Origin of the sequence: Enterobacter cloacae complex sp. SHL009, assembly GCF_049237205.1 — a bacterium.
GTDB lineage: Bacteria > Pseudomonadota > Gammaproteobacteria > Enterobacterales > Enterobacteriaceae > Enterobacter > Enterobacter cloacae_M.
Genome location: NZ_JBMKIW010000003.1, coordinates 233,574 through 251,537 on the forward strand (window position 1 = coordinate 233,574; position 17,964 = coordinate 251,537).

General features: G+C 55.1%; 16 protein-coding genes and 2 tRNA genes. 10 read left to right on the top strand and 8 right to left on the bottom strand.

Annotated features, from left to right (window positions below):
* Positions 1-627: 627 nt before the first annotated feature.
* On the bottom strand, positions 628-1,173 hold the full coding sequence (gene syd, locus ACOTZC_RS09870; protein ID WP_023309025.1) for a SecY-interacting protein: 546 nt from the start codon (positions 1,171-1,173) through the stop codon (positions 628-630).
* A 69-nt stretch (positions 1,174-1,242) separates the two neighbouring features.
* Between syd and queF the strand changes: the two genes are divergently transcribed.
* From queF to xni, 5 genes are all read left to right on the top strand, one after another.
* Positions 1,243-2,085: an NADPH-dependent 7-cyano-7-deazaguanine reductase QueF gene (gene queF, locus ACOTZC_RS09875; RefSeq protein WP_023309026.1), complete on the top strand. Its 843-nt coding sequence runs from the start codon at positions 1,243-1,245 to the stop codon at positions 2,083-2,085.
* A gap of 116 nt (positions 2,086-2,201) precedes the next feature.
* A complete protein-coding gene (gene ppnN / locus ACOTZC_RS09880; RefSeq protein ID WP_023309027.1) occupies positions 2,202-3,566 on the top strand; it encodes a nucleotide 5'-monophosphate nucleosidase PpnN in 1,365 nt (454 codons plus the stop codon).
* 516 nt (positions 3,567-4,082) lie between these two features.
* Positions 4,083-5,378: an HAAAP family serine/threonine permease gene (locus tag ACOTZC_RS09885; protein WP_023309028.1), complete on the top strand. Its 1,296-nt coding sequence runs from the start codon at positions 4,083-4,085 to the stop codon at positions 5,376-5,378.
* A 65-nt stretch (positions 5,379-5,443) separates the two neighbouring features.
* Complete coding sequence (locus ACOTZC_RS09890) at positions 5,444-6,811, top strand: L-serine ammonia-lyase (RefSeq protein ID WP_033146431.1); 1,368 nt, start codon at positions 5,444-5,446, stop codon at positions 6,809-6,811.
* Positions 6,812-6,923: 112 nt separating this feature from the next.
* The gene (gene xni, locus ACOTZC_RS09895) at positions 6,924-7,679 is read left to right on the top strand and encodes a flap endonuclease Xni (protein ID WP_021241892.1); all 756 of its coding nucleotides are present in this window, start codon (positions 6,924-6,926) and stop codon (positions 7,677-7,679) included.
* A 107-nt stretch (positions 7,680-7,786) separates the two neighbouring features.
* Here the strand turns inward: xni and rlmM are convergent, their stop codons facing one another.
* The 4 genes from rlmM to ACOTZC_RS09915 all read right to left on the bottom strand — a co-directional run bounded on the left by rlmM (position 7,787) and on the right by ACOTZC_RS09915 (position 10,809).
* A complete protein-coding gene (gene rlmM / locus ACOTZC_RS09900; protein WP_023309030.1) occupies positions 7,787-8,887 on the bottom strand; it encodes a 23S rRNA (cytidine(2498)-2'-O)-methyltransferase RlmM in 1,101 nt (366 codons plus the stop codon).
* On the bottom strand, positions 8,880-9,275 hold the full coding sequence (locus ACOTZC_RS09905; protein ID WP_023309031.1) for a DUF423 domain-containing protein: 396 nt from the start codon (positions 9,273-9,275) through the stop codon (positions 8,880-8,882). Before ACOTZC_RS09905 ends, rlmM begins: the two co-directional genes overlap by 8 nt.
* Positions 9,276-9,314: 39 nt before the next feature.
* Positions 9,315-10,232, bottom strand: coding sequence for a glycine cleavage system transcriptional regulator GcvA (gene gcvA / locus ACOTZC_RS09910; RefSeq protein WP_023309032.1), 918 nt, complete (start codon positions 10,230-10,232; stop codon positions 9,315-9,317).
* A 349-nt stretch (positions 10,233-10,581) separates the two neighbouring features.
* A complete protein-coding gene (locus ACOTZC_RS09915; protein WP_008499648.1) occupies positions 10,582-10,809 on the bottom strand; it encodes a YgdI/YgdR family lipoprotein in 228 nt (75 codons plus the stop codon).
* A 192-nt stretch (positions 10,810-11,001) separates the two neighbouring features.
* On the opposite strand from ACOTZC_RS09915, the gene csdA reads away from it, so the two are divergent.
* Positions 11,002-12,207, top strand: a complete 1,206-nt coding sequence (gene csdA / locus ACOTZC_RS09920) for a cysteine desulfurase CsdA (RefSeq protein ID WP_134867198.1) — start codon at positions 11,002-11,004, stop codon at positions 12,205-12,207.
* The gene (csdE, locus tag ACOTZC_RS09925; RefSeq protein WP_023333259.1) at positions 12,207-12,653 is read left to right on the top strand and encodes a cysteine desulfurase sulfur acceptor subunit CsdE; all 447 of its coding nucleotides are present in this window, start codon (positions 12,207-12,209) and stop codon (positions 12,651-12,653) included. The genes csdA and csdE overlap by 1 nt, the downstream gene beginning before the upstream one ends.
* Here the strand turns inward: csdE and tcdA are convergent.
* Positions 12,644-13,450, bottom strand: a complete 807-nt coding sequence (tcdA, locus tag ACOTZC_RS09930; protein ID WP_008499651.1) for a tRNA cyclic N6-threonylcarbamoyladenosine(37) synthase TcdA — start codon at positions 13,448-13,450, stop codon at positions 12,644-12,646. The two genes, csdE and tcdA, sit on opposite strands and share 10 nt — an antisense overlap.
* 75 nt (positions 13,451-13,525) lie before the next feature.
* Positions 13,526-14,623, bottom strand: coding sequence for a murein transglycosylase A (gene mltA / locus ACOTZC_RS09935; protein WP_023309035.1), 1,098 nt, complete (start codon positions 14,621-14,623; stop codon positions 13,526-13,528).
* 208 nt (positions 14,624-14,831) lie between these two features.
* Between mltA and ACOTZC_RS09940 the strand changes: the two genes are divergently transcribed.
* Positions 14,832-14,908 (top strand) — tRNA-Met (locus ACOTZC_RS09940).
* A 44-nt stretch (positions 14,909-14,952) separates the two neighbouring features.
* Positions 14,953-15,029 (top strand) — tRNA-Met (locus ACOTZC_RS09945).
* Between the two features lie 88 nt (positions 15,030-15,117).
* Here ACOTZC_RS09945 and amiC read toward each other — a convergent pair.
* A complete protein-coding gene (gene amiC / locus ACOTZC_RS09950; RefSeq protein ID WP_047173529.1) occupies positions 15,118-16,371 on the bottom strand; it encodes an N-acetylmuramoyl-L-alanine amidase AmiC in 1,254 nt (417 codons plus the stop codon).
* A gap of 227 nt (positions 16,372-16,598) precedes the next feature.
* Between amiC and argA the strand changes: the two genes are divergently transcribed.
* Positions 16,599-17,930, top strand: coding sequence for an amino-acid N-acetyltransferase (argA, locus tag ACOTZC_RS09955; RefSeq protein WP_023309037.1), 1,332 nt, complete (start codon positions 16,599-16,601; stop codon positions 17,928-17,930).
* The last annotated feature ends 34 nt before the right edge of the window (positions 17,931-17,964 follow it).

The following is a 17,964-nucleotide window of genomic DNA, read 5'->3' on the forward strand; positions in this document are numbered from 1 at the left end:
AACCTCAACTGAAAAAGTGAACGGCGCGCAGCATAGCATTGCGGAAGGCAGAAATAAAAAAGGGAGCACTGTAAAAACAGTGCTCCCGGTTCGTTTCGCAGCATTCCAGCTACAATTCGTGCTCCCTGCTCATCCGTGACAACTTTTCCTGAAGCCCGAAGGCCTGGTCATCCGTAAGCCAATGCATCCTGCACACATCTTCCTGACGCGTTTGTTTCATCCCGAAACGTCCTGGCCTTCCTGACCCACCGACCATCCTGACCGGCTCTCGTTCTCCTTCCTGGAGGTGTCCCTTACGCATCCTGCGTTATCCACTTCGCTTCATCCTGAAGCCTTCCTGCAGTGCCATCCTGACGAGTCCTGTGTGAGAAACGCCATCATCCTGATGTTCGTTTCTCGTGTCGGCGTCCTGTCGACGGAGATAGAATCCGCTATTCCGCTTCGTCTTACAACCCACTCAGCCGGAGTTGTAAGACGCACAGGCTCCCTAAAAATAATAGGATGAACAACTAATCTGTTGAAAAATAGAGTGATATTAATCTGAATTTAATGAGGTAATACTGAATGTTCCAGCGATCTCTCACAAACCTTGTAAGAGATCTCTCACACGCGCTGTAGCAGCATGGATTACAGAAGGGGCTCAAGTCGGGTGAGGAAATCCGCAAGAGAGGGGGCGAGAGTCTCGCGATTGCGGGTGCCGATAGTCTCTTTAACCACTTCACCTGACAGGTTACAGACGGATAACACATCCAGTTCGCTGTCCAGCGTGGCAATAAAAAGCGTCGGAGAAAGCTTAAGGCGTTTTTGCGTGACCAGATGACCAATCAGGTTTTCCTGAACACGCTGCAGATCGTCTTCGCTCCAGGTCTGCAACAGCGTCAGCGTGATATCAGCAAAGCGCGCGGGCATATCCCCTGCGAACTGCGTGGTATAAAACGCGTGAACCGCTGGTTGTACCACAATGTCCATTGCACGCTCAACCGCATTTACATTTTGCTCGCCGTCGAAAGGTTTTGGCTGCCAGATAACGTAATCGTCGACTGAAGAGATAATGCATGGCGAGGGTACGCCATACAAATCAGTGCTTTGTGGCCATGTTCCGTGCTTTTCATGCCATGCATCGCAGTAGCGGGCCGTGAAGGTAGTGAGGGCATTTGCAGTTTCGATGTCCACCGATTTCTCTCTTCTTGTCAGACAGGATAAACTCAGGCCATAAGTGTACCTGTAAAGTGGCTATGAAACATGTCTTACGAAAATCATCAGGCGTTAACCGGCTTAACGCTGGGTAAATCGACCGATTACCGCGATACCTACGATGCAAGCCTGCTGCAGGGCGTGCCGCGCAGCCTGAACCGCGATCCTCTGGGCCTGCATGCGGATGCCTTGCCGTTTGTCGGCGGTGACATCTGGACGCTGTACGAACTCTCGTGGCTTAACGCGCGCGGTCTGCCGCAGGTGGCAGTGGGCCACGTTGAGCTGGATTACGCCAGCGTTAATCTCGTGGAATCCAAAAGCTTTAAGCTCTATCTCAACAGCTTTAACCAGACTAAATTCAACAGCTGGGACGACGTTCAGCACACCCTGGAACGCGATTTAAGCGCCTGCGCGCAGGGAAAGGTGAGCGTTTCACTGTATCGCCTGCACGAGCTGGAAGGGCAGCCAGTCGCCCGCTTCAACGGGACCTGCATCGACGATCAGGATATCGAGGTGGAGAATTATGAATTCAGCGCGGACTACCTCGAAAACGCGGCGAGCGGCAAAGTGGTTGAAGAGACGCTGGTCAGCCATCTGCTGAAATCTAACTGCCTGATCACGCATCAGCCGGACTGGGGCTCGGTGCAGATCCAGTACCGCGGCCCGAAAATTGACCGGGAAAAATTGCTGCGCTACCTGGTGTCTTTCCGCCATCACAACGAATTCCACGAGCAGTGCGTGGAGCGCATCTTTAGCGATATTCAGCGTTTCTGCCAGCCAGAAAAACTGAGCGTTTACGCGCGCTATACCCGCCGGGGCGGTCTGGACATTAACCCGTGGCGCACCAACACCGATTTTGTGCCAGCAACGGGACGGCTGGTGCGTCAGTAATATAAATATTTTCACAATATGCGCGGTATCTTCCGCGCTTTAGGTTGTGAAACGTCACGCGCCAGGGCTATTGTAATCAACAGGGAAAGACGATAATCGTCCCGTAAGGAGCTCACTTGATTACACATATTAGCCCGCTTGGCTCAATGGATATGTTGTCGCAGCTGGAAGTGGACATGCTTAAGCGCACAGCCAGCAGCGATCTTTATCAACTGTTTCGTAACTGTTCACTTGCCGTTCTGAACTCCGGAAGCCTGACAGATAACAGTAAAGAACTGCTGTCCCGCTTCGAAAGCTTTGATATCAACGTGCTGCGCCGCGAGCGTGGCGTGAAGCTTGAAGTCATCAACCCGCCGGAAGAGGCCTTTGTCGACGGGCGCATCATCCGTTCACTTCAGGCTAACCTGTTTGCCGTGCTGCGTGACATTCTGTTTGTTAACGGGCAGATCCACAACGCAGGCCGTTTCCAGCATCTCGACCTGGAAAGCTCGGTCCATATCACCAACCTGGTGTTCTCCATTTTGCGTAACGCCCGTGCCCTGCACGTTGGCGAAGCGCCGAACATGGTCGTCTGCTGGGGCGGCCACTCTATTAACGAAACCGAATACCTTTATGCGCGTCGAGTGGGCACCCAGCTCGGCCTGCGCGAGCTGAATATCTGTACCGGCTGCGGTCCGGGTGCGATGGAAGCACCAATGAAAGGAGCGGCGGTTGGGCATGCGCAACAGCGTTATAAAGAGGGACGCTTTATCGGCATGACCGAACCGTCCATCATCGCCGCTGAGCCACCTAACCCGCTGGTTAATGAGCTGATTATCATGCCGGATATTGAGAAGCGTCTTGAAGCGTTTGTCCGTATCGCCCACGGCATTATCATCTTCCCGGGCGGCGTGGGGACAGCGGAAGAGCTGCTCTACCTGCTGGGTATTCTGATGAACCCGGCCAACAAAGATCAGGTTCTGCCGCTGATCCTGACCGGGCCAAAAGAGAGCGCAGACTACTTCCGCGTGCTGGACGAGTTTATCGTGCACACGCTGGGCGAAGCCGCGCGTCGTCACTATCGCATCATCATTGACGATGCCGCGGAAGTGGCGCGCCAGATGAAAAAAGCGATGCCGCTGGTAAAAGAAAACCGTCGCGATACCGGCGATGCGTACAGCTTTAACTGGTCAATCCGTATCGCGCCGGACCTGCAGATCCCGTTCGAGCCTACGCATGAAAATATGGCGAACCTGAAACTCTACCCGGACCAGCCGGTGGAAGTTCTGGCGGCCGATCTGCGTCGTGCTTTCTCCGGGATTGTGGCGGGCAACGTCAAAGAGATGGGCATCCGCGCCATTGAACAGTACGGTCCGTACAAGATCCACGGCGATCCGGAGATGATGCGCCGCATGGACGACATGCTGCAGGGCTTTGTCGCTCAGCACCGCATGAAGCTGCCGGGCTCAGCCTATATTCCTTGCTACGAAATCTGCACATAACGCTTAGCGATATCTCATCAAAGCCGGGTCGCCCTGTTGCGCGTCCCGGCTTTTTTTTATTCCCGATGTAATTCATACGAATCACTTATGTCTTTAACAAACTATGCACAAACGCAAACGATTACCTTGTTTTCTCAACCGTAAATTATCAGCCTTAATCTAAATTACCCGTCAGAAAATACTAAAAACCCCTTTCTTTACAGCTAAAGACACCTATATCACGGGTCAGTCTTTCAGCTCACATGTCGTTGGTGGTAGCCTTCGCGCCCGTAAATTCTCTTTGACGTTTTTTTAACAGATAAATGGTCTAAAGATGCCCACATCATAAGTGGATTATTGCATTTGGGATCAGGATCACTGATAGATTCATAACTAGAATGTATCTTTCCGCCCGCCAATAGTTACGGGCAAAAATTATTAAAAAACCGTCACTGAACGAATTTCATATTACCGTCAGGCACTTTTTCATCGGATTTGACTAAAAACCTGACAATTCGCTTCCTCCAGGAGATACAGATGGAAACCACTCAAACCAGCACCGTTGCTTCGATTGAATCCCGAAGTGGTTGGCGCAAAACGGATACCATGTGGATGCTTGGCCTTTACGGCACGGCAATCGGCGCTGGTGTACTGTTCCTTCCTATCAACGCAGGCGTCGGCGGTCTGATTCCGCTGATCATTATGGCTATCATTGCTTTCCCGATGACCTTCTTTGCACACCGCGGTCTGACCCGCTTCGTGCTGTCCGGTAAAAACCCGGGTGAAGACATCACTGAAGTGGTTGAAGAGCATTTCGGCGTGGGCGCAGGTAAACTGATTACCCTGCTCTACTTCTTCGCGATTTACCCTATCCTGTTGGTTTACAGCGTGGCGATCACCAACACCGTTGAAAGCTTCATGCTGCACCAGCTGCACATGACGCCGCCACCGCGTGCCATCCTGTCTCTGATCCTGATTGTCGGCATGATGACCATCGTGCGCTTCGGTGAGCAGATGATTGTGAAAGCGATGAGCGTACTGGTGTTCCCGTTTGTGGCCGCACTGATGCTGCTGGCCTGCTACCTGATCCCACAGTGGAACGGTGCAGCGCTGGAAACCCTGTCCCTGAGCAGCGCATCGGCAACCGGTAACGGCCTGCTGATGACCCTCTGGCTGGCGATTCCGGTGATGGTGTTCTCCTTCAACCACTCCCCAATCATCTCCTCTTTCGCCGTGGCGAAACGTGAAGAGTACGGTAATGGCGCAGAGAAGAAGTGCTCAAGCATCCTGGCGCGCGCTCACATCATGATGGTACTGACCGTTATGTTCTTCGTCTTCAGCTGCGTACTGAGCCTCTCCCCGGCGGATCTGGCGGCAGCGAAAGAGCAGAACATCTCTATTCTGTCTTACCTGGCGAACCACTTTAACGCACCGGTCATTGCGTGGATGGCACCAATCATCGCGATTATCGCCATCACAAAATCCTTCCTGGGCCACTACCTCGGCGCGCGTGAAGGCTTCAACGGTATGGTGATTAAATCTCTGCGCGGTAAAGGCAAGAGCATTGAAATCAACAAGCTGAACAAAATCACTGCACTGTTCATGCTGCTCACCACCTGGGCGGTAGCAACGCTGAACCCAAGCATCCTGGGCATGATTGAAACCCTGGGCGGCCCGGTCATCGCGATGATTCTGTTCCTGATGCCGATGTACGCGATTCAGAAAGTCCCTGCTATGCGCAAGTACAGCGGTCATGTGAGCAACGTCTTTGTGGTTATCATGGGTCTTATCGCAATCTCTGCGATCTTCTACTCCCTGTACACCATGTTCTGATTATCACCCGCGCCGTCTTAGGACGGCGCACTCCTCCCTCTCTGACTGAAAGCAATGGACGCATCATGATTAGCGTATTCGATATCTTCAAAATCGGTATTGGTCCTTCCAGCTCTCACACCGTCGGACCAATGAAAGCCGGTAAGCAGTTCACGGATGACTTGATTGCACGCGGCATCTTGCATGACATTACCCGCGTGGTTGTCGATGTATACGGCTCGCTTTCCCTGACCGGGAAAGGCCACCATACCGATATCGCCATTATCATGGGCCTGGCGGGAAACCTGCCGGATACCGTTGATATTGATGCGATCCCTGGCTTCATCCAGGATGTGAACACCCACGGTCGCCTGCTGCTGGCGAACGGTGAGCATGAGGTTGAATTCCCGGTTGACCACTGCATGAATTTCCATGCGGACAACCTGTCGCTGCACGAAAACGGCATGCGCATTACCGCGCTGGCCGGCGACAAAGCGGTATACAGCCAGACGTATTACTCTATAGGCGGCGGCTTTATCGTCGACGAAGACCACTTTGGTCAAACCAATACCTCTTCTGTCGAAGTGCCGTATCCGTACAAAACGGCGGCGGATCTTCAGCGTCACTGCCAGGAGACGGGCCTTTCCCTCTCCGGCCTGATGATGAAAAACGAGCTGGCACTTCACAGTAAAGAAGAGCTCGAACAGCACTTCACTAACGTCTGGGAAGTGATGCGCGGCGGTATTGAGCGCGGGATCACCACCGAAGGCGTTCTGCCGGGCAAGCTTCGCGTGCCGCGTCGCGCTGCTGCGCTGCGCCGTATGCTGGTGAGCACCGACAAAACGACGACGGACCCGATGGCCGTTGTAGACTGGATCAACATGTTCGCCCTGGCGGTAAACGAAGAGAACGCCGCAGGGGGCCGCGTGGTCACCGCCCCGACTAACGGCGCCTGCGGTATCGTTCCGGCGGTGCTGGCGTACTACGACAAGTTTATCCGTGAAGTGAACGCGAACTCGCTGGCGCGCTACCTGCTGGTCGCCAGTGCGATTGGTTCGCTGTATAAGATGAACGCGTCTATTTCCGGTGCGGAAGTGGGCTGTCAGGGTGAAGTCGGCGTGGCGTGCTCCATGGCGGCGGCGGGTCTGGCCGAACTGCTGGGTGCAAGCCCGACACAGGTGTGCATTGCTGCGGAAATCGGCATGGAACATAACCTGGGACTGACCTGTGACCCGGTTGCCGGACAGGTACAGGTGCCGTGCATCGAACGTAACGCGATTGCCTCAGTGAAGGCGGTGAACGCGGCACGTATGGCGCTGCGCCGCACCAGCGAGCCGCGCGTCTGTCTCGATAAGGTTATCGAAACCATGTACGAAACAGGTAAAGATATGAACGCCAAATACCGCGAAACCTCTCGCGGCGGCCTGGCGATGAAGATCGTGACCTGCGATTAAGCCCCTCAGGAAGCCTCGTTTTGCGAGGCTTCTTCCTGTTTTCCCCACCATTCATAGTTTCACGCTGCTGACAGTGTTACCCTTTACGCATGAGATAGAAGGGAGATTATCTGTGGCCGTTCATTTACTTATCGTCGATGCTCTTAACCTGATCCGCCGTATCCATGCGGTGCAGGGGACGCCTTGTAAAGACACCTGTCTGCACGCGCTGGAACAGCTTATCCGCCACAGTGAGCCCACCCATGCGGTCGCGGTATTTGATGACGAAGCCCGCAACACTGGCTGGCGACACCAGCGTCTGCCCGACTACAAAGCCGGACGCGCCCCGATGCCGGACGATCTTCACGCTGAATTGCCCATGCTGCGCGCTGCATTTGAACAGCGGGGCGTTCCCTGCTGGGGTGCACAGGGAAATGAAGCCGACGATCTCGCGGCCACCCTGGCCGTAAAGGTGGCAAGCGCCGGGCATCAGGCCACTATCGTTTCAACTGACAAAGGCTACTGCCAGCTGCTCTCCCCGACTATCCGCATTCGCGACTATTTTCAAAAACGCTGGCTGGACGCGCCGTTTATTGCCAGCGAGTTCGGCGTCTCGCCTGAGCAACTGCCGGATTACTGGGGGCTGGCAGGCATCAGCAGTTCTAAGGTTCCGGGTGTCGCCGGTATTGGGCCGAAGAGCGCCGCGCAGCTGCTGACCGATTTTCAGAGTCTGGAAGGGATTTACGCCCGTCTGGATGAGGTACCGGAAAAGTGGCGCAAGAAGCTGGAGGCGCATAAAGAGATGGCGTTTATCTGCCGGGAAATCGCAACGCTACAGACGGATTTACAGCTGGACGGGAATTTACAGCAGCTGCGGTTAGAACGTTAATATCCCCTCACCCTAACCCTCTCCCCATGGGGGAGAGGGAATTTCTCGGTGCGGTCTTTTCCTCCTCGCCTCTTTGGGAGAGGGCCGGGGTGAGGGCAATCAGCGGACTATCGCTCGTCGCGACGTCCGCCGACCGCAGCCCACCAGCGACGAATATGCACCGTCACCTCTTCACGGTCGTGATACAGCTGACGCGCCTGGATCTCCACGTTAATACCGTGTTCGTCCATCTGTTCTTGAATGTACGCCAGGTTCTGCGACACTTCTTCATAGCGCTTTTTCATCGGCAGCTTGAGGTTAAAAATGGTCTCACGGCACCAGCCATTCACCAGCCAGGAGGCCATCAGCGCGGCGACTTTTGCCGGCTTCTCAACCATATCGCACACCATCCACGAGATGTTGTTACGGTTCGGGCGATAGCGGAATCCGTCTTCACGCAGCCATGTGACCTGCCCCGTGTCCATCAGGCTTTGCGCCATTGGGCCGTTATCAACGGACGATACCCACATATTGCGTTTCACCAGCTGATAGGTCCAGCCGCCCGGGCACGCGCCAAGGTCGACGGCGTACATGCCGTTTGCCAGACGCTCATCCCACTCATCTGCCGGGATAAAAACGTGGAACGCCTCTTCCAGCTTAAGCGTGGAACGGCTTGGCGCATCGGACGGGAAGCGCAAACGCGGAATACCCATAAAGAAGGGAGAGTTGTTGGTGGTGTACGAATAGCCTGTATAGCAGCAGCCCGGTGCGATAAAGAAGATATGCACCACCGGACGCTTCGGCGTTTCGTAGTTCGTCAGCACGCCCGCATCACGCAGCGCCGCACGCAGCGGCACGGTGAACTTACGGCAGAACTTCATCAGCTCTTTACTTTCGTTGGTATCCGCCACTTCAACGCGCAGATCGCCGCCCTTCTCCACCACGCCCTGCAGCATGCCGACAATAGGCGTGATGCGGTCTTCCGGCGGAAGATCCTTCAGCAGCTCACCCGCGACAAACATCTGGCGAGCAAAGATCAGCGAGCTGAACGGCAGCTCGCGCGCCAGCTTGTCCGCGTCTTCAGGCTGATAGCACTCGAATACCACATAGCCCGCGTTTTCTTTTACGCGGGCAAAGCCGAAGACTTCGCGCTTCGCCGCTTTATCGGTAATTTCCGCGGCGCACTCTTTCTCAAACCCCGGGCGACAATATAAAACAACCTTATTCATGAACAACGCCCTTGCGTTTCAGACGGATAGCTCCGATAAACATTAATACCCAACCCGCCAGGAAGCTGAAGCCGCCGACAGGTGTAACAAACGCCCACAGGCGCAAATGTGAGAGCGCAAGGCAGTACAGGCTACCGCTGAACAACACGGTACCCAGCGCCATAAACACGCTGCTCCAGTAAAACCAGATACTGATACGACGCTGCATCGCCACCGCCAGCCCAAAAATAGCCAGCGTGTGGAACGCCTGATATTCAAGGCCGGTCTGGATCCAGCCCATCTCTACTGCGCCTAAAGACTTGCTTAATACATGTGCGCCAAAGGCGCCCAGTGCAACAAAAATAAAGCCACTCACCGCGGCAAAAATCAGCATGAATCGGCTGGTCATGTTTAAGTCCTGAGTTAATGCGTGCCCGGCACACAAACGTTATTGCTCATACCTGAAGCGGAATTTTTCTTGCTCGGTTGCCGCTTTCGCCAGTATCCACTGCCGGAAGGCGGCTATTTTACCCAGTTCTGCCTGACTGTCATGACAAACCAGATAAAACGCATTCTTGCTGACCAGTACATCATTAAAAGGGCAAACCAGGCGGCCTGCCTCAATTTCGGACTGCGCCATGACGTTGTTTGCCAACGCCACGCCCTGCCCGTGAATGGCAGCCTGTAACACCATCGCACTGTGGCTAAAAATGGGTCCCTGCTGCACGTTAATATGTGTAAGACCTAATTGACGGGTATAAGTTTGCCAGTCGCGGCGAGAGGCATCATGCAAAAGCGTATGCTGAGCCAGATCAGCGGGTGACTTCAGCGCCTTCTCACCTGTTAACAGCAGAGGAGAACAGACCGGCAGGAGATATTCTGCGTATAATTTTTCAACGCGCAAGCCCGGCCAGTTACCGCGACCATAAAAAATGGCGACATCTACGTCATCGGCCAGCTTGTCCTCCTGACGATCTACAGCCTGGATTCGAACGTCGATCCCCGGATAAGCTGAGTTAAAGCTTGAGAGTCTTGGCACCAGCCAATGAATGGCAAAACTGGGCAATAAACTGACGGTCAGAGCACCTTTTGCACTCCGAGCCTGCAGCTTACGAGTGGCTTCCGTAAGCTGGGAAAAAATCTCTTTAATATCCTGAAAATAGCTCTGCCCCTCTTCAGTCAACAGCAACGAACGGTTGCGTCGACGAAACAGCTTAAGGCCCAGAAAATCCTCCAGAGACTTGATTTGGTGACTTACTGCGGCCTGTGTCACAAAAAGCTCATCTGCCGCGCGGGTGAAGCTCAGGTGACGTGCTGCTGCATCAAAAACACGTAATGCATTAAGGGGTGGCAATCGCTTTGACATGGTTATCTGGCTTAGATGTTAACGGATTTTAACAAACAGGAAACAACGTTTAACCTATTAGTTTTTTTTATCTGAGCCATTATAATTTGTCCGTTGAGGAACTACCAGCAAATACCTATAGTGGCGGCACTTCCTGAGCCGGAACGAAGAGCTTTTTTCGGAATGCGTGTTCTGAAGGGCTTTTGGCTTACGGTTGTGATGTTGTGTTGTTGTGTTTGCAATTGGTCTGCGATTCAGACCACGGTAGCAACGCTACCAATTTTTCACTTCCTGTACATTTACCCTGTCTGTCCATAGTGATTAATGTAGCACCGCCAATTTGCGGTGCTTTTTTTTCGCCTGCGATCTGTTAATGCTCGATCTCTTTCATCTCTTTCACGTCCGTGCGGTTGATCTGCTGCTTGTTCCCGTTAGCATCTTTGTACGAAATCATCCCGGTATCATTATCGGTAGTCGGTTTCCCTTCCGAAACGATAGAACGACCATCGTTGGTGTGCATCACGTAGTTGTTACCAGAACACGCGCTCAGGGCAAAAGTAAACGCACAGGCAGAAATGATTGCAGCTGTCTTATTCATGATTATTCTCCTTTAGCAATTAATGCTATTCAAACCTCGATTTATAACAGGCTAAAACATCCGCCTAACACTATTTAGCATAACCTGCTTTTTTGAAGTCGTAAGGATAAGCAGACAATTCTGATAGATATCAACCTCCTTGCCCTGCCGCTGAAATTGCGCGACGATCGCTATATTGAAATGAGGAATCCCATGAACGCTTTCAGTCCTGCGCAGTTCCGCGCACAGTTTCCGGCTCTGGCCGATGCCGGTATTTACCTGGATAGCGCCGCCACCGCCCTTAAGCCACAGGCGGTGATTGAGGCCACGCAGCAGTTCTACAGCCTGAGCGCCGGGAACGTGCATCGCAGCCAGTTTGCCGAAGCCCAGCGATTAACCGCGCGCTACGAAGCCGCACGCGATCAGGTCGCGCGCCTGATCAATGCCGAAAGCGGGAAAAACATCGTCTGGACGCGCGGCACCACCGAAGCCATCAATATGGTGGCCCAGTGCTACGCGCGCCCGCTGCTTCAGCCGGGCGATGAGATCGTCGTCAGCGAGGCGGAACATCACGCCAACCTTGTGCCATGGCTGATGGTGGCCGAGCAAACGGGTGCGCGCGTGGTGAAACTCCCACTGGGTGCAGACCTTCTGCCCGACGTGGCACGTCTCCCCGAACTGATTACCCCTCGCAGCCGCATTCTGGCGCTCGGACAGATGTCGAACGTCACGGGAGGTTGCCCGGACCTGGCTCAGGCTATTTGCATTGCCCATGCAAGCGGGATGGTGGTGATGGTCGACGGCGCTCAGGGCGTAGTGCACTTCCCCGCTGATGTGCAGGCGCTTGATATCGATTTCTATGCCTTCTCAGGGCATAAGCTCTACGGGCCAACCGGTATTGGGGCGTTGTACGGCAAGCCTGAACTGCTGGCAAAAATGACGCCGTGGCTGGGTGGCGGCAAAATGATCACCGAAGTGTCGTTCGATGGCTTCAAAACTCAGGATGTTCCCTATCGCCTGGAGGCCGGTACGCCGAACGTGGCGGGGGTGATTGGCTTAAGCGCGGCGCTGGAGTGGCTGGCAGAAACAGACATCGTTCAGGCTGAAAGCTGGAGCCGGGGGCTGGCGACGCTGGCAGAGGAAGAACTCAAAAAGCGCCCGGGTTTCCGCTCGTTCCGCGTTCAGGATTCAAGCCTGCTCGCCTTTGATTTTGCGGGCGTACATCACAGCGACATGGTGACGCTGCTGGCCGGGTACGGCATTGCCCTGCGTGCCGGACAGCACTGCGCCCAGCCGCTGCTGGCGGCGCTTGGCGTTAACGGTACGCTGCGCGCCTCGTTTGCGCCGTATAATACCCAAAGCGATGTCGACGCGCTGGTTGCCGCCGTTGACCGCGCCCTTGAAATACTGGTGGATTAATGACTAGCGCTGCTTTAGCCGGACATCCGTTTGGCACCGTCATCACAGAAGAGACCTTAAAACAGACCTTCGCCCCGCTCCAGCAGTGGGAAGATAAATATCGACAGCTGATCCTGCTGGGTAAACAGCTGCCTGCCCTTTCAGACGATCTTAAAGCGCAGGCGAAAGAGATCGCAGGCTGTGAAAACCGCGTCTGGCTGGGCGTGAGCGTCTCCGGCGAGAAGCTGCACTTCTTCGGCGACAGCGAAGGCCGCATCGTCCGGGGCCTGCTGGCCGTATTGCTGACCGCTGTGGAAGGGAAAAGCGCGGCGGAACTGCTGGCACATTCGCCGCTGGCGCTATTTGATGAGCTTGGGCTGCGCGCGCAGCTCAGCGCCTCGCGCGGTCAGGGGTTGATCGCGCTCAGCGACGCGGTACTGGATGCCGCACGCCAGGCTCAGGCCTGACGTTCCGCCTTCGCCATCATTTTCTTGAGGGCGTGAGACACCGCCACAAAGCCGAAGGAGGCGGTCACCATGGTGGCCGCACCAAAACCTGAGGCGCAATCCATTCGTTTTGGCCCTTCCGCCGTGCTTTTCATCGCGCAGACTGAGCCATCCGCCTGCGGGTAGACCAGCGCTTCCGTCGAGAACACGCAGTCGACGCCGAGCTTGCCTTTGCTGTTCTTCACCACGTTAAAATCGCTCTTCAGGCGCTCACGCAGCTTGGCCGCCAGCGGATCCTGGATCGTTTTCGCCAGATCGGCCACCTGGATCTGCGTCGGATCGATTTGCCCGCCCGCACCGCCCGTCGTGACCAGCGGCACCTTGTAGCGACGGCAGTAGGCGATCAGCGCCGCTTTTGGCCGCACGCTGTCGATGGCGTCAATCACATAGCTGTAGCCTTTGCTCATGTATTCGGCGACGTTATCGGCCGTCACAAAGTCGTCGATTACCGTCACGCGGCACTCCGGGTTGATCAAACGGATACGCTCCGCCATCACCTCGGATTTTGCCAGGCCGACGCTATCACGCAGCGCATGGATTTGACGGTTAGTGTTGGTGACGCAAACGTCATCCATGTCAATCAGGGTAATTGCGCCAATACCGGTTCTCGCCAGCGCTTCTGCCGCCCACGACCCCACACCACCAATGCCCACGACGCAGACGTGCGCATCCGCAAACAGCTGCAGGGCTTTTTCACCATATAAACGTGCCGTACCGCCAAAACGCTGGCGCCAGGCGTCGCTGATTACCACAGACATAAGACCTCAGATGTAAAAAGGGTGAGGTTTTCCTCACCCTGAACAGTAATCCGTATTGTGCTCAGAATATCACAATCAGCCGCTGAATACGTTTCCAGCACCCGGCGCCGCCTTCAGTACCCACACGCGTCCGTAGTGGTTATACCAGCCCGCGCGATGGCCTGCGTCAGGGCCAATACCCTGATAGATGTCGAAGTGCTGGCCTTTAATTGCCCCGCCGACGTCCAGCGCCACCATCAGACGCAGCTCATACTGACCGTTGAACTTGCCGTTATTGTCCAGCAGAGGGACTTCAGCCAGCAGCGTGGTGCCTGCAGGAATAATCGAACGATCCGATGCTACCGACGCGCGGCCAATCAGCGGAACCGCGCTGGCCCCTTTCACCGGCGCGAAGTTTTGCGGTTTGAAGAAGACGAACGACGGGTTCTGCTCCAGCAGCTCGCGCACCTCGGCTTCGCTGTGTTTCTCGCCCCACTCGCGGATCGCCTGCATCGACATATCTTCTTTCTTCACTTCGCCGCGGTCGATCAGCACCTTACCGATACTGCGATAGGCGTGGCCGTTTTTACCGGAATAGCTGAAGAAGTTAAGCGGCGACCCGTCGCCAAAATCAATGTAGCCGCTGCCCTGAACGTCCATGATGAAGTTATCCATCAGGGAGTTGCTGTAGGCCAGAACGTAGTTTTCGCTTAGCGCACCGGCGTAGATCTCAGCGCGAGACGGCAGACGACCGCGTTTTGGCGGCATACGGTAGATCGGGTACTGGAACTCGCCCTGACGCGAGTGCCGTGCCTGGATAACCGGGGTGTAGTAGCCGGTAAACTGGACGTTGCCGTAGTTATCGGCCCCTTCCATCTGCCAGGCGTCGATACCAAACTGGCGCATGTTGCGCGTATCGCCGCCTGCTTTCAGCCAGTCCTGGACCGCGTTATACACGCTACTCTGGGTACCATACAGACGCGGTGACGCGTTGCGGATCTGGTAGACCTGTTCGGAGAAATCACCGGCATTAATCGGTGCGCCGACGGCATCAGGCTGATTAACTAAAGAGAAAGGCTGGGATAACTTCCCGTCTTTATACTGTTGACCGCGATCGGTCGGTTTGGAAGAACAGGCCGCAAGAATCGCTACCATTGCGCCCGCCATCAGATACTTCGCCCAACGTCCTTTCATTATATCTCGTCTTTAAGTTGCCCATTTCCGCGTGATGAAGATAACAAACCGCCAGGGCTAATGAAATGCGATCGCATGCCCTTTGGCAAATTTTGCGCAAAAAATAGTCCAAACAGAGCCATGTCGTTCAATTTGCATACAAAATCATGATTTATGTGAAAAAGGGGTTGCATCACAAACCTATCCGAGTATAGTGCGCATCCACGGACGCGGGGTGGAGCAGCCTGGTAGCTCGTCGGGCTCATAACCCGAAGGTCGTCGGTTCAAATCCGGCCCCCGCAACCAATTAAAATTTGATGAAGTATCTTCTACGACTGTAGAAAGACGGACGCGGGGTGGAGCAGCCTGGTAGCTCGTCGGGCTCATAACCCGAAGGTCGTCGGTTCAAATCCGGCCCCCGCAACCAACACTTCTGAAAACAATAAACACCCTCAAGGGTGTTTTTTTGTATCTGTCGTTTGTGAATTTGCCGGGCGTTTACCCGGCTGAAAGCGTTATCCGCGTCGCGCCAGCGTCGCCCCGTCAGAGAAATACGCCCGTATCCCCGCCAGAATCGACTCCGCAACCTCCTGCTGGAATTTTGCCGTCTTGAGCTTACGCTCCTCTTCGACGTTACTGATAAACGCGGTTTCGACCAGAATGGACGGGATATCCGGTGCTTTGAGTACCGCAAACCCGGCCTGTTCAACGCTGTTTTTATGCAGCTTATTGATGTTGCCCAGCTTGCCCAGCACCGCTTTACCAAACTTCAGGCTGTCGTTAATGGTCAGCGACTGCACCATATCGAACATAGTGTGGTCGACGTAGCGGTCACCGCTTTTGCTCACGCCGCCAATCAGGTCAGAGGCGTTCTGGGTGTCAGCCAGATATCTTGCTGCGGTACTGGTCGCGCCTTTGGTTGAGAGCGCGAACACCGACGAGCCGCTTGGCTGGCGGCTGGTAAAGGCATCCGCATGGATCGACACGAACAAATCGGCGCGCTGCTTCTGCGCTTTCGCCACCCGGACCTTCAGCGGAATAAAGATATCTTCATTGCGCGTCATATAGGCGCGCATATTACCTTCTTTATCAATCAACGCCTTCAGGCGGCGGGCAATTTGCAGCACAACGTCTTTTTCACGCGTGCGGTATTTCCCCACCGCGCCGGAGTCTTCACCGCCGTGTCCGGGATCGAGCATGATCACAATCGGACGATCGCGCCCTGCTTTCCCCGGCTGCGGACCGCTTTGCGCAGGTGGAACCTGACGCTGCAAGTCGCCCTTGTTGTAATCCTCCAGCAGGGCAAGAAGCGGATCCTGAATATCCGTTGCGTTGGCCGGGTAGAGATCCATCACCAGGCGCTCTTTAAACGTCGCGACGGGCGCCAGGGAGAACAGCTGCGGCTTAACGTTCTGTTTAAGCTCAAACACCATGCGCACGGTTTGTGGATCAAACTGCCCGACGCGAGCCGATTTAATAAACGGATCGTCACCGCGGATCTGCGCCGCCATCCCTTTCAGCACGGAGTTGAGGTTAACGCCTTCGAGATCCACCACCACGCGTTCCGGGTTGCTGAGGGCAAATTGCTTATATTTCAGCACGCGATTGGATTCGACCGTCACGCGCGTATAGGTCGACGACGGCCAGACGCGCACCGCCACCACCTGACTGGTGGCGGCAAGTCCGACCTGACTGACGCTAAGCAACCACATTGCCCCGGCCCCTTTTAACAAACGGCGGCGGCTTATTGCTGAATTGGATCCCGACATGCTTCTCCCGAGCAAGAACACTGACTGATATACAAAATGTCCAGATTGACCGAAAACTTTAACGAATGACGCATAAACTGTCATCTATAAAAGGGTAAACAATCATACGCTAACGCACGGATTACTTACCAATTTCTGTGGGTCGCGGAAAATTTGCACTTGCACACGTGGCTATAATCGAATAAAAATACAGAAATTACGAATAAACATTCATTAAGGGTTGTGCCATGGTGAAGGAACGTAGAACCGAACTGGTCCAGGGATTCCGCCATTCTGTTCCCTATATCAACGCCCATCGGGGAAAAACGTTTGTCATCATGCTTGGCGGCGAAGCCATTGAGCATGAAAATTTTTCCAGCATCGTCAATGACATTGGCCTGCTGCACAGCCTCGGGATCCGCCTGGTGGTGGTTTATGGCGCGCGTCCGCAGATCGACGCCAACCTGGCCGCTCACCACCACGAGCCGATTTACCACAAACACACCCGCGTCACCGATGCCAAAACCCTGGAGCTGGTGAAACAGGCGGCGGGTCTGCTGCAGCTGGATATTACCGCGCGTCTCTCCATGAGCCTGAACAATACGCCGCTGCAGGGGGCGCATATCAACGTCGTGAGCGGCAACTTTATCATTGCCCAGCCGCTCGGCGTGGACGATGGCGTGGATTACTGCCACAGCGGCCGTATCCGTCGTATTGATGAGGAAGCTATTCACCGCCAGCTGGACAGCGGCGCCATCGTGCTGATGGGCCCGGTCGCCGTTTCCGTGACCGGCGAAAGCTTTAACCTGACGTCCGAAGAGATCGCCACGCAGCTGGCGATCAAGCTGAAGGCGGAAAAAATGATTGGGTTCTGCTCCTCCCAGGGCGTCGTGGACGCTGAAGGAACAATCGTACCGGAACTCTTCCCGAATGAAGCCCAGGCCCGCGTGGAAGCGCTGGAAGCCGAAGGTGATTACCACTCCGGCACCGTCCGCTTCCTGCGTGGCGCCGTGAAGGCCTGCCGCAGCGGCGTGCGCCGCAGCCACCTGATCAGCTATCAGGAAGACGGGGCCCTGCTCCAGGAGCTGTTCTCCCGCGACGGTATTGGTACGCAGATTGTGATGGAGAGTGCGGAGCAGATCCGCCGCGCCACCATCAATGACATCGGCGGCATTCTGGAGCTGATCCGCCCGCTGGAACAGCAGGGTATTCTGGTGCGTCGCTCACGCGAACAGCTGGAGATGGAGATCGACAAATTCACCATTATTCAGCGCGATAACCTGACCATTGCCTGCGCCGCGCTCTATCCGTTCCCGGAAGAGAAGATCGGTGAAATGGCCTGCGTGGCGGTGCATCCTGATTACCGTAGCTCTTCACGCGGCGAAATGCTGCTTGAACGCGTGGCGGCACAGGCGCGCCAGATGGGGCTAAGCAAGCTGTTCGTCCTGACGACGCGCAGCATTCACTGGTTCCAGGAGCGCGGATTCACGCCGGTGGATATCGATTCTCTGCCGGAAACGAAGAAAGAGATGTACAACTATCAGCGTCGTTCAAAGGTGCTGATGGCTGACCTGGGATAATACAACGCTTGCCGGGTAGCGCTGCGCGTACCCG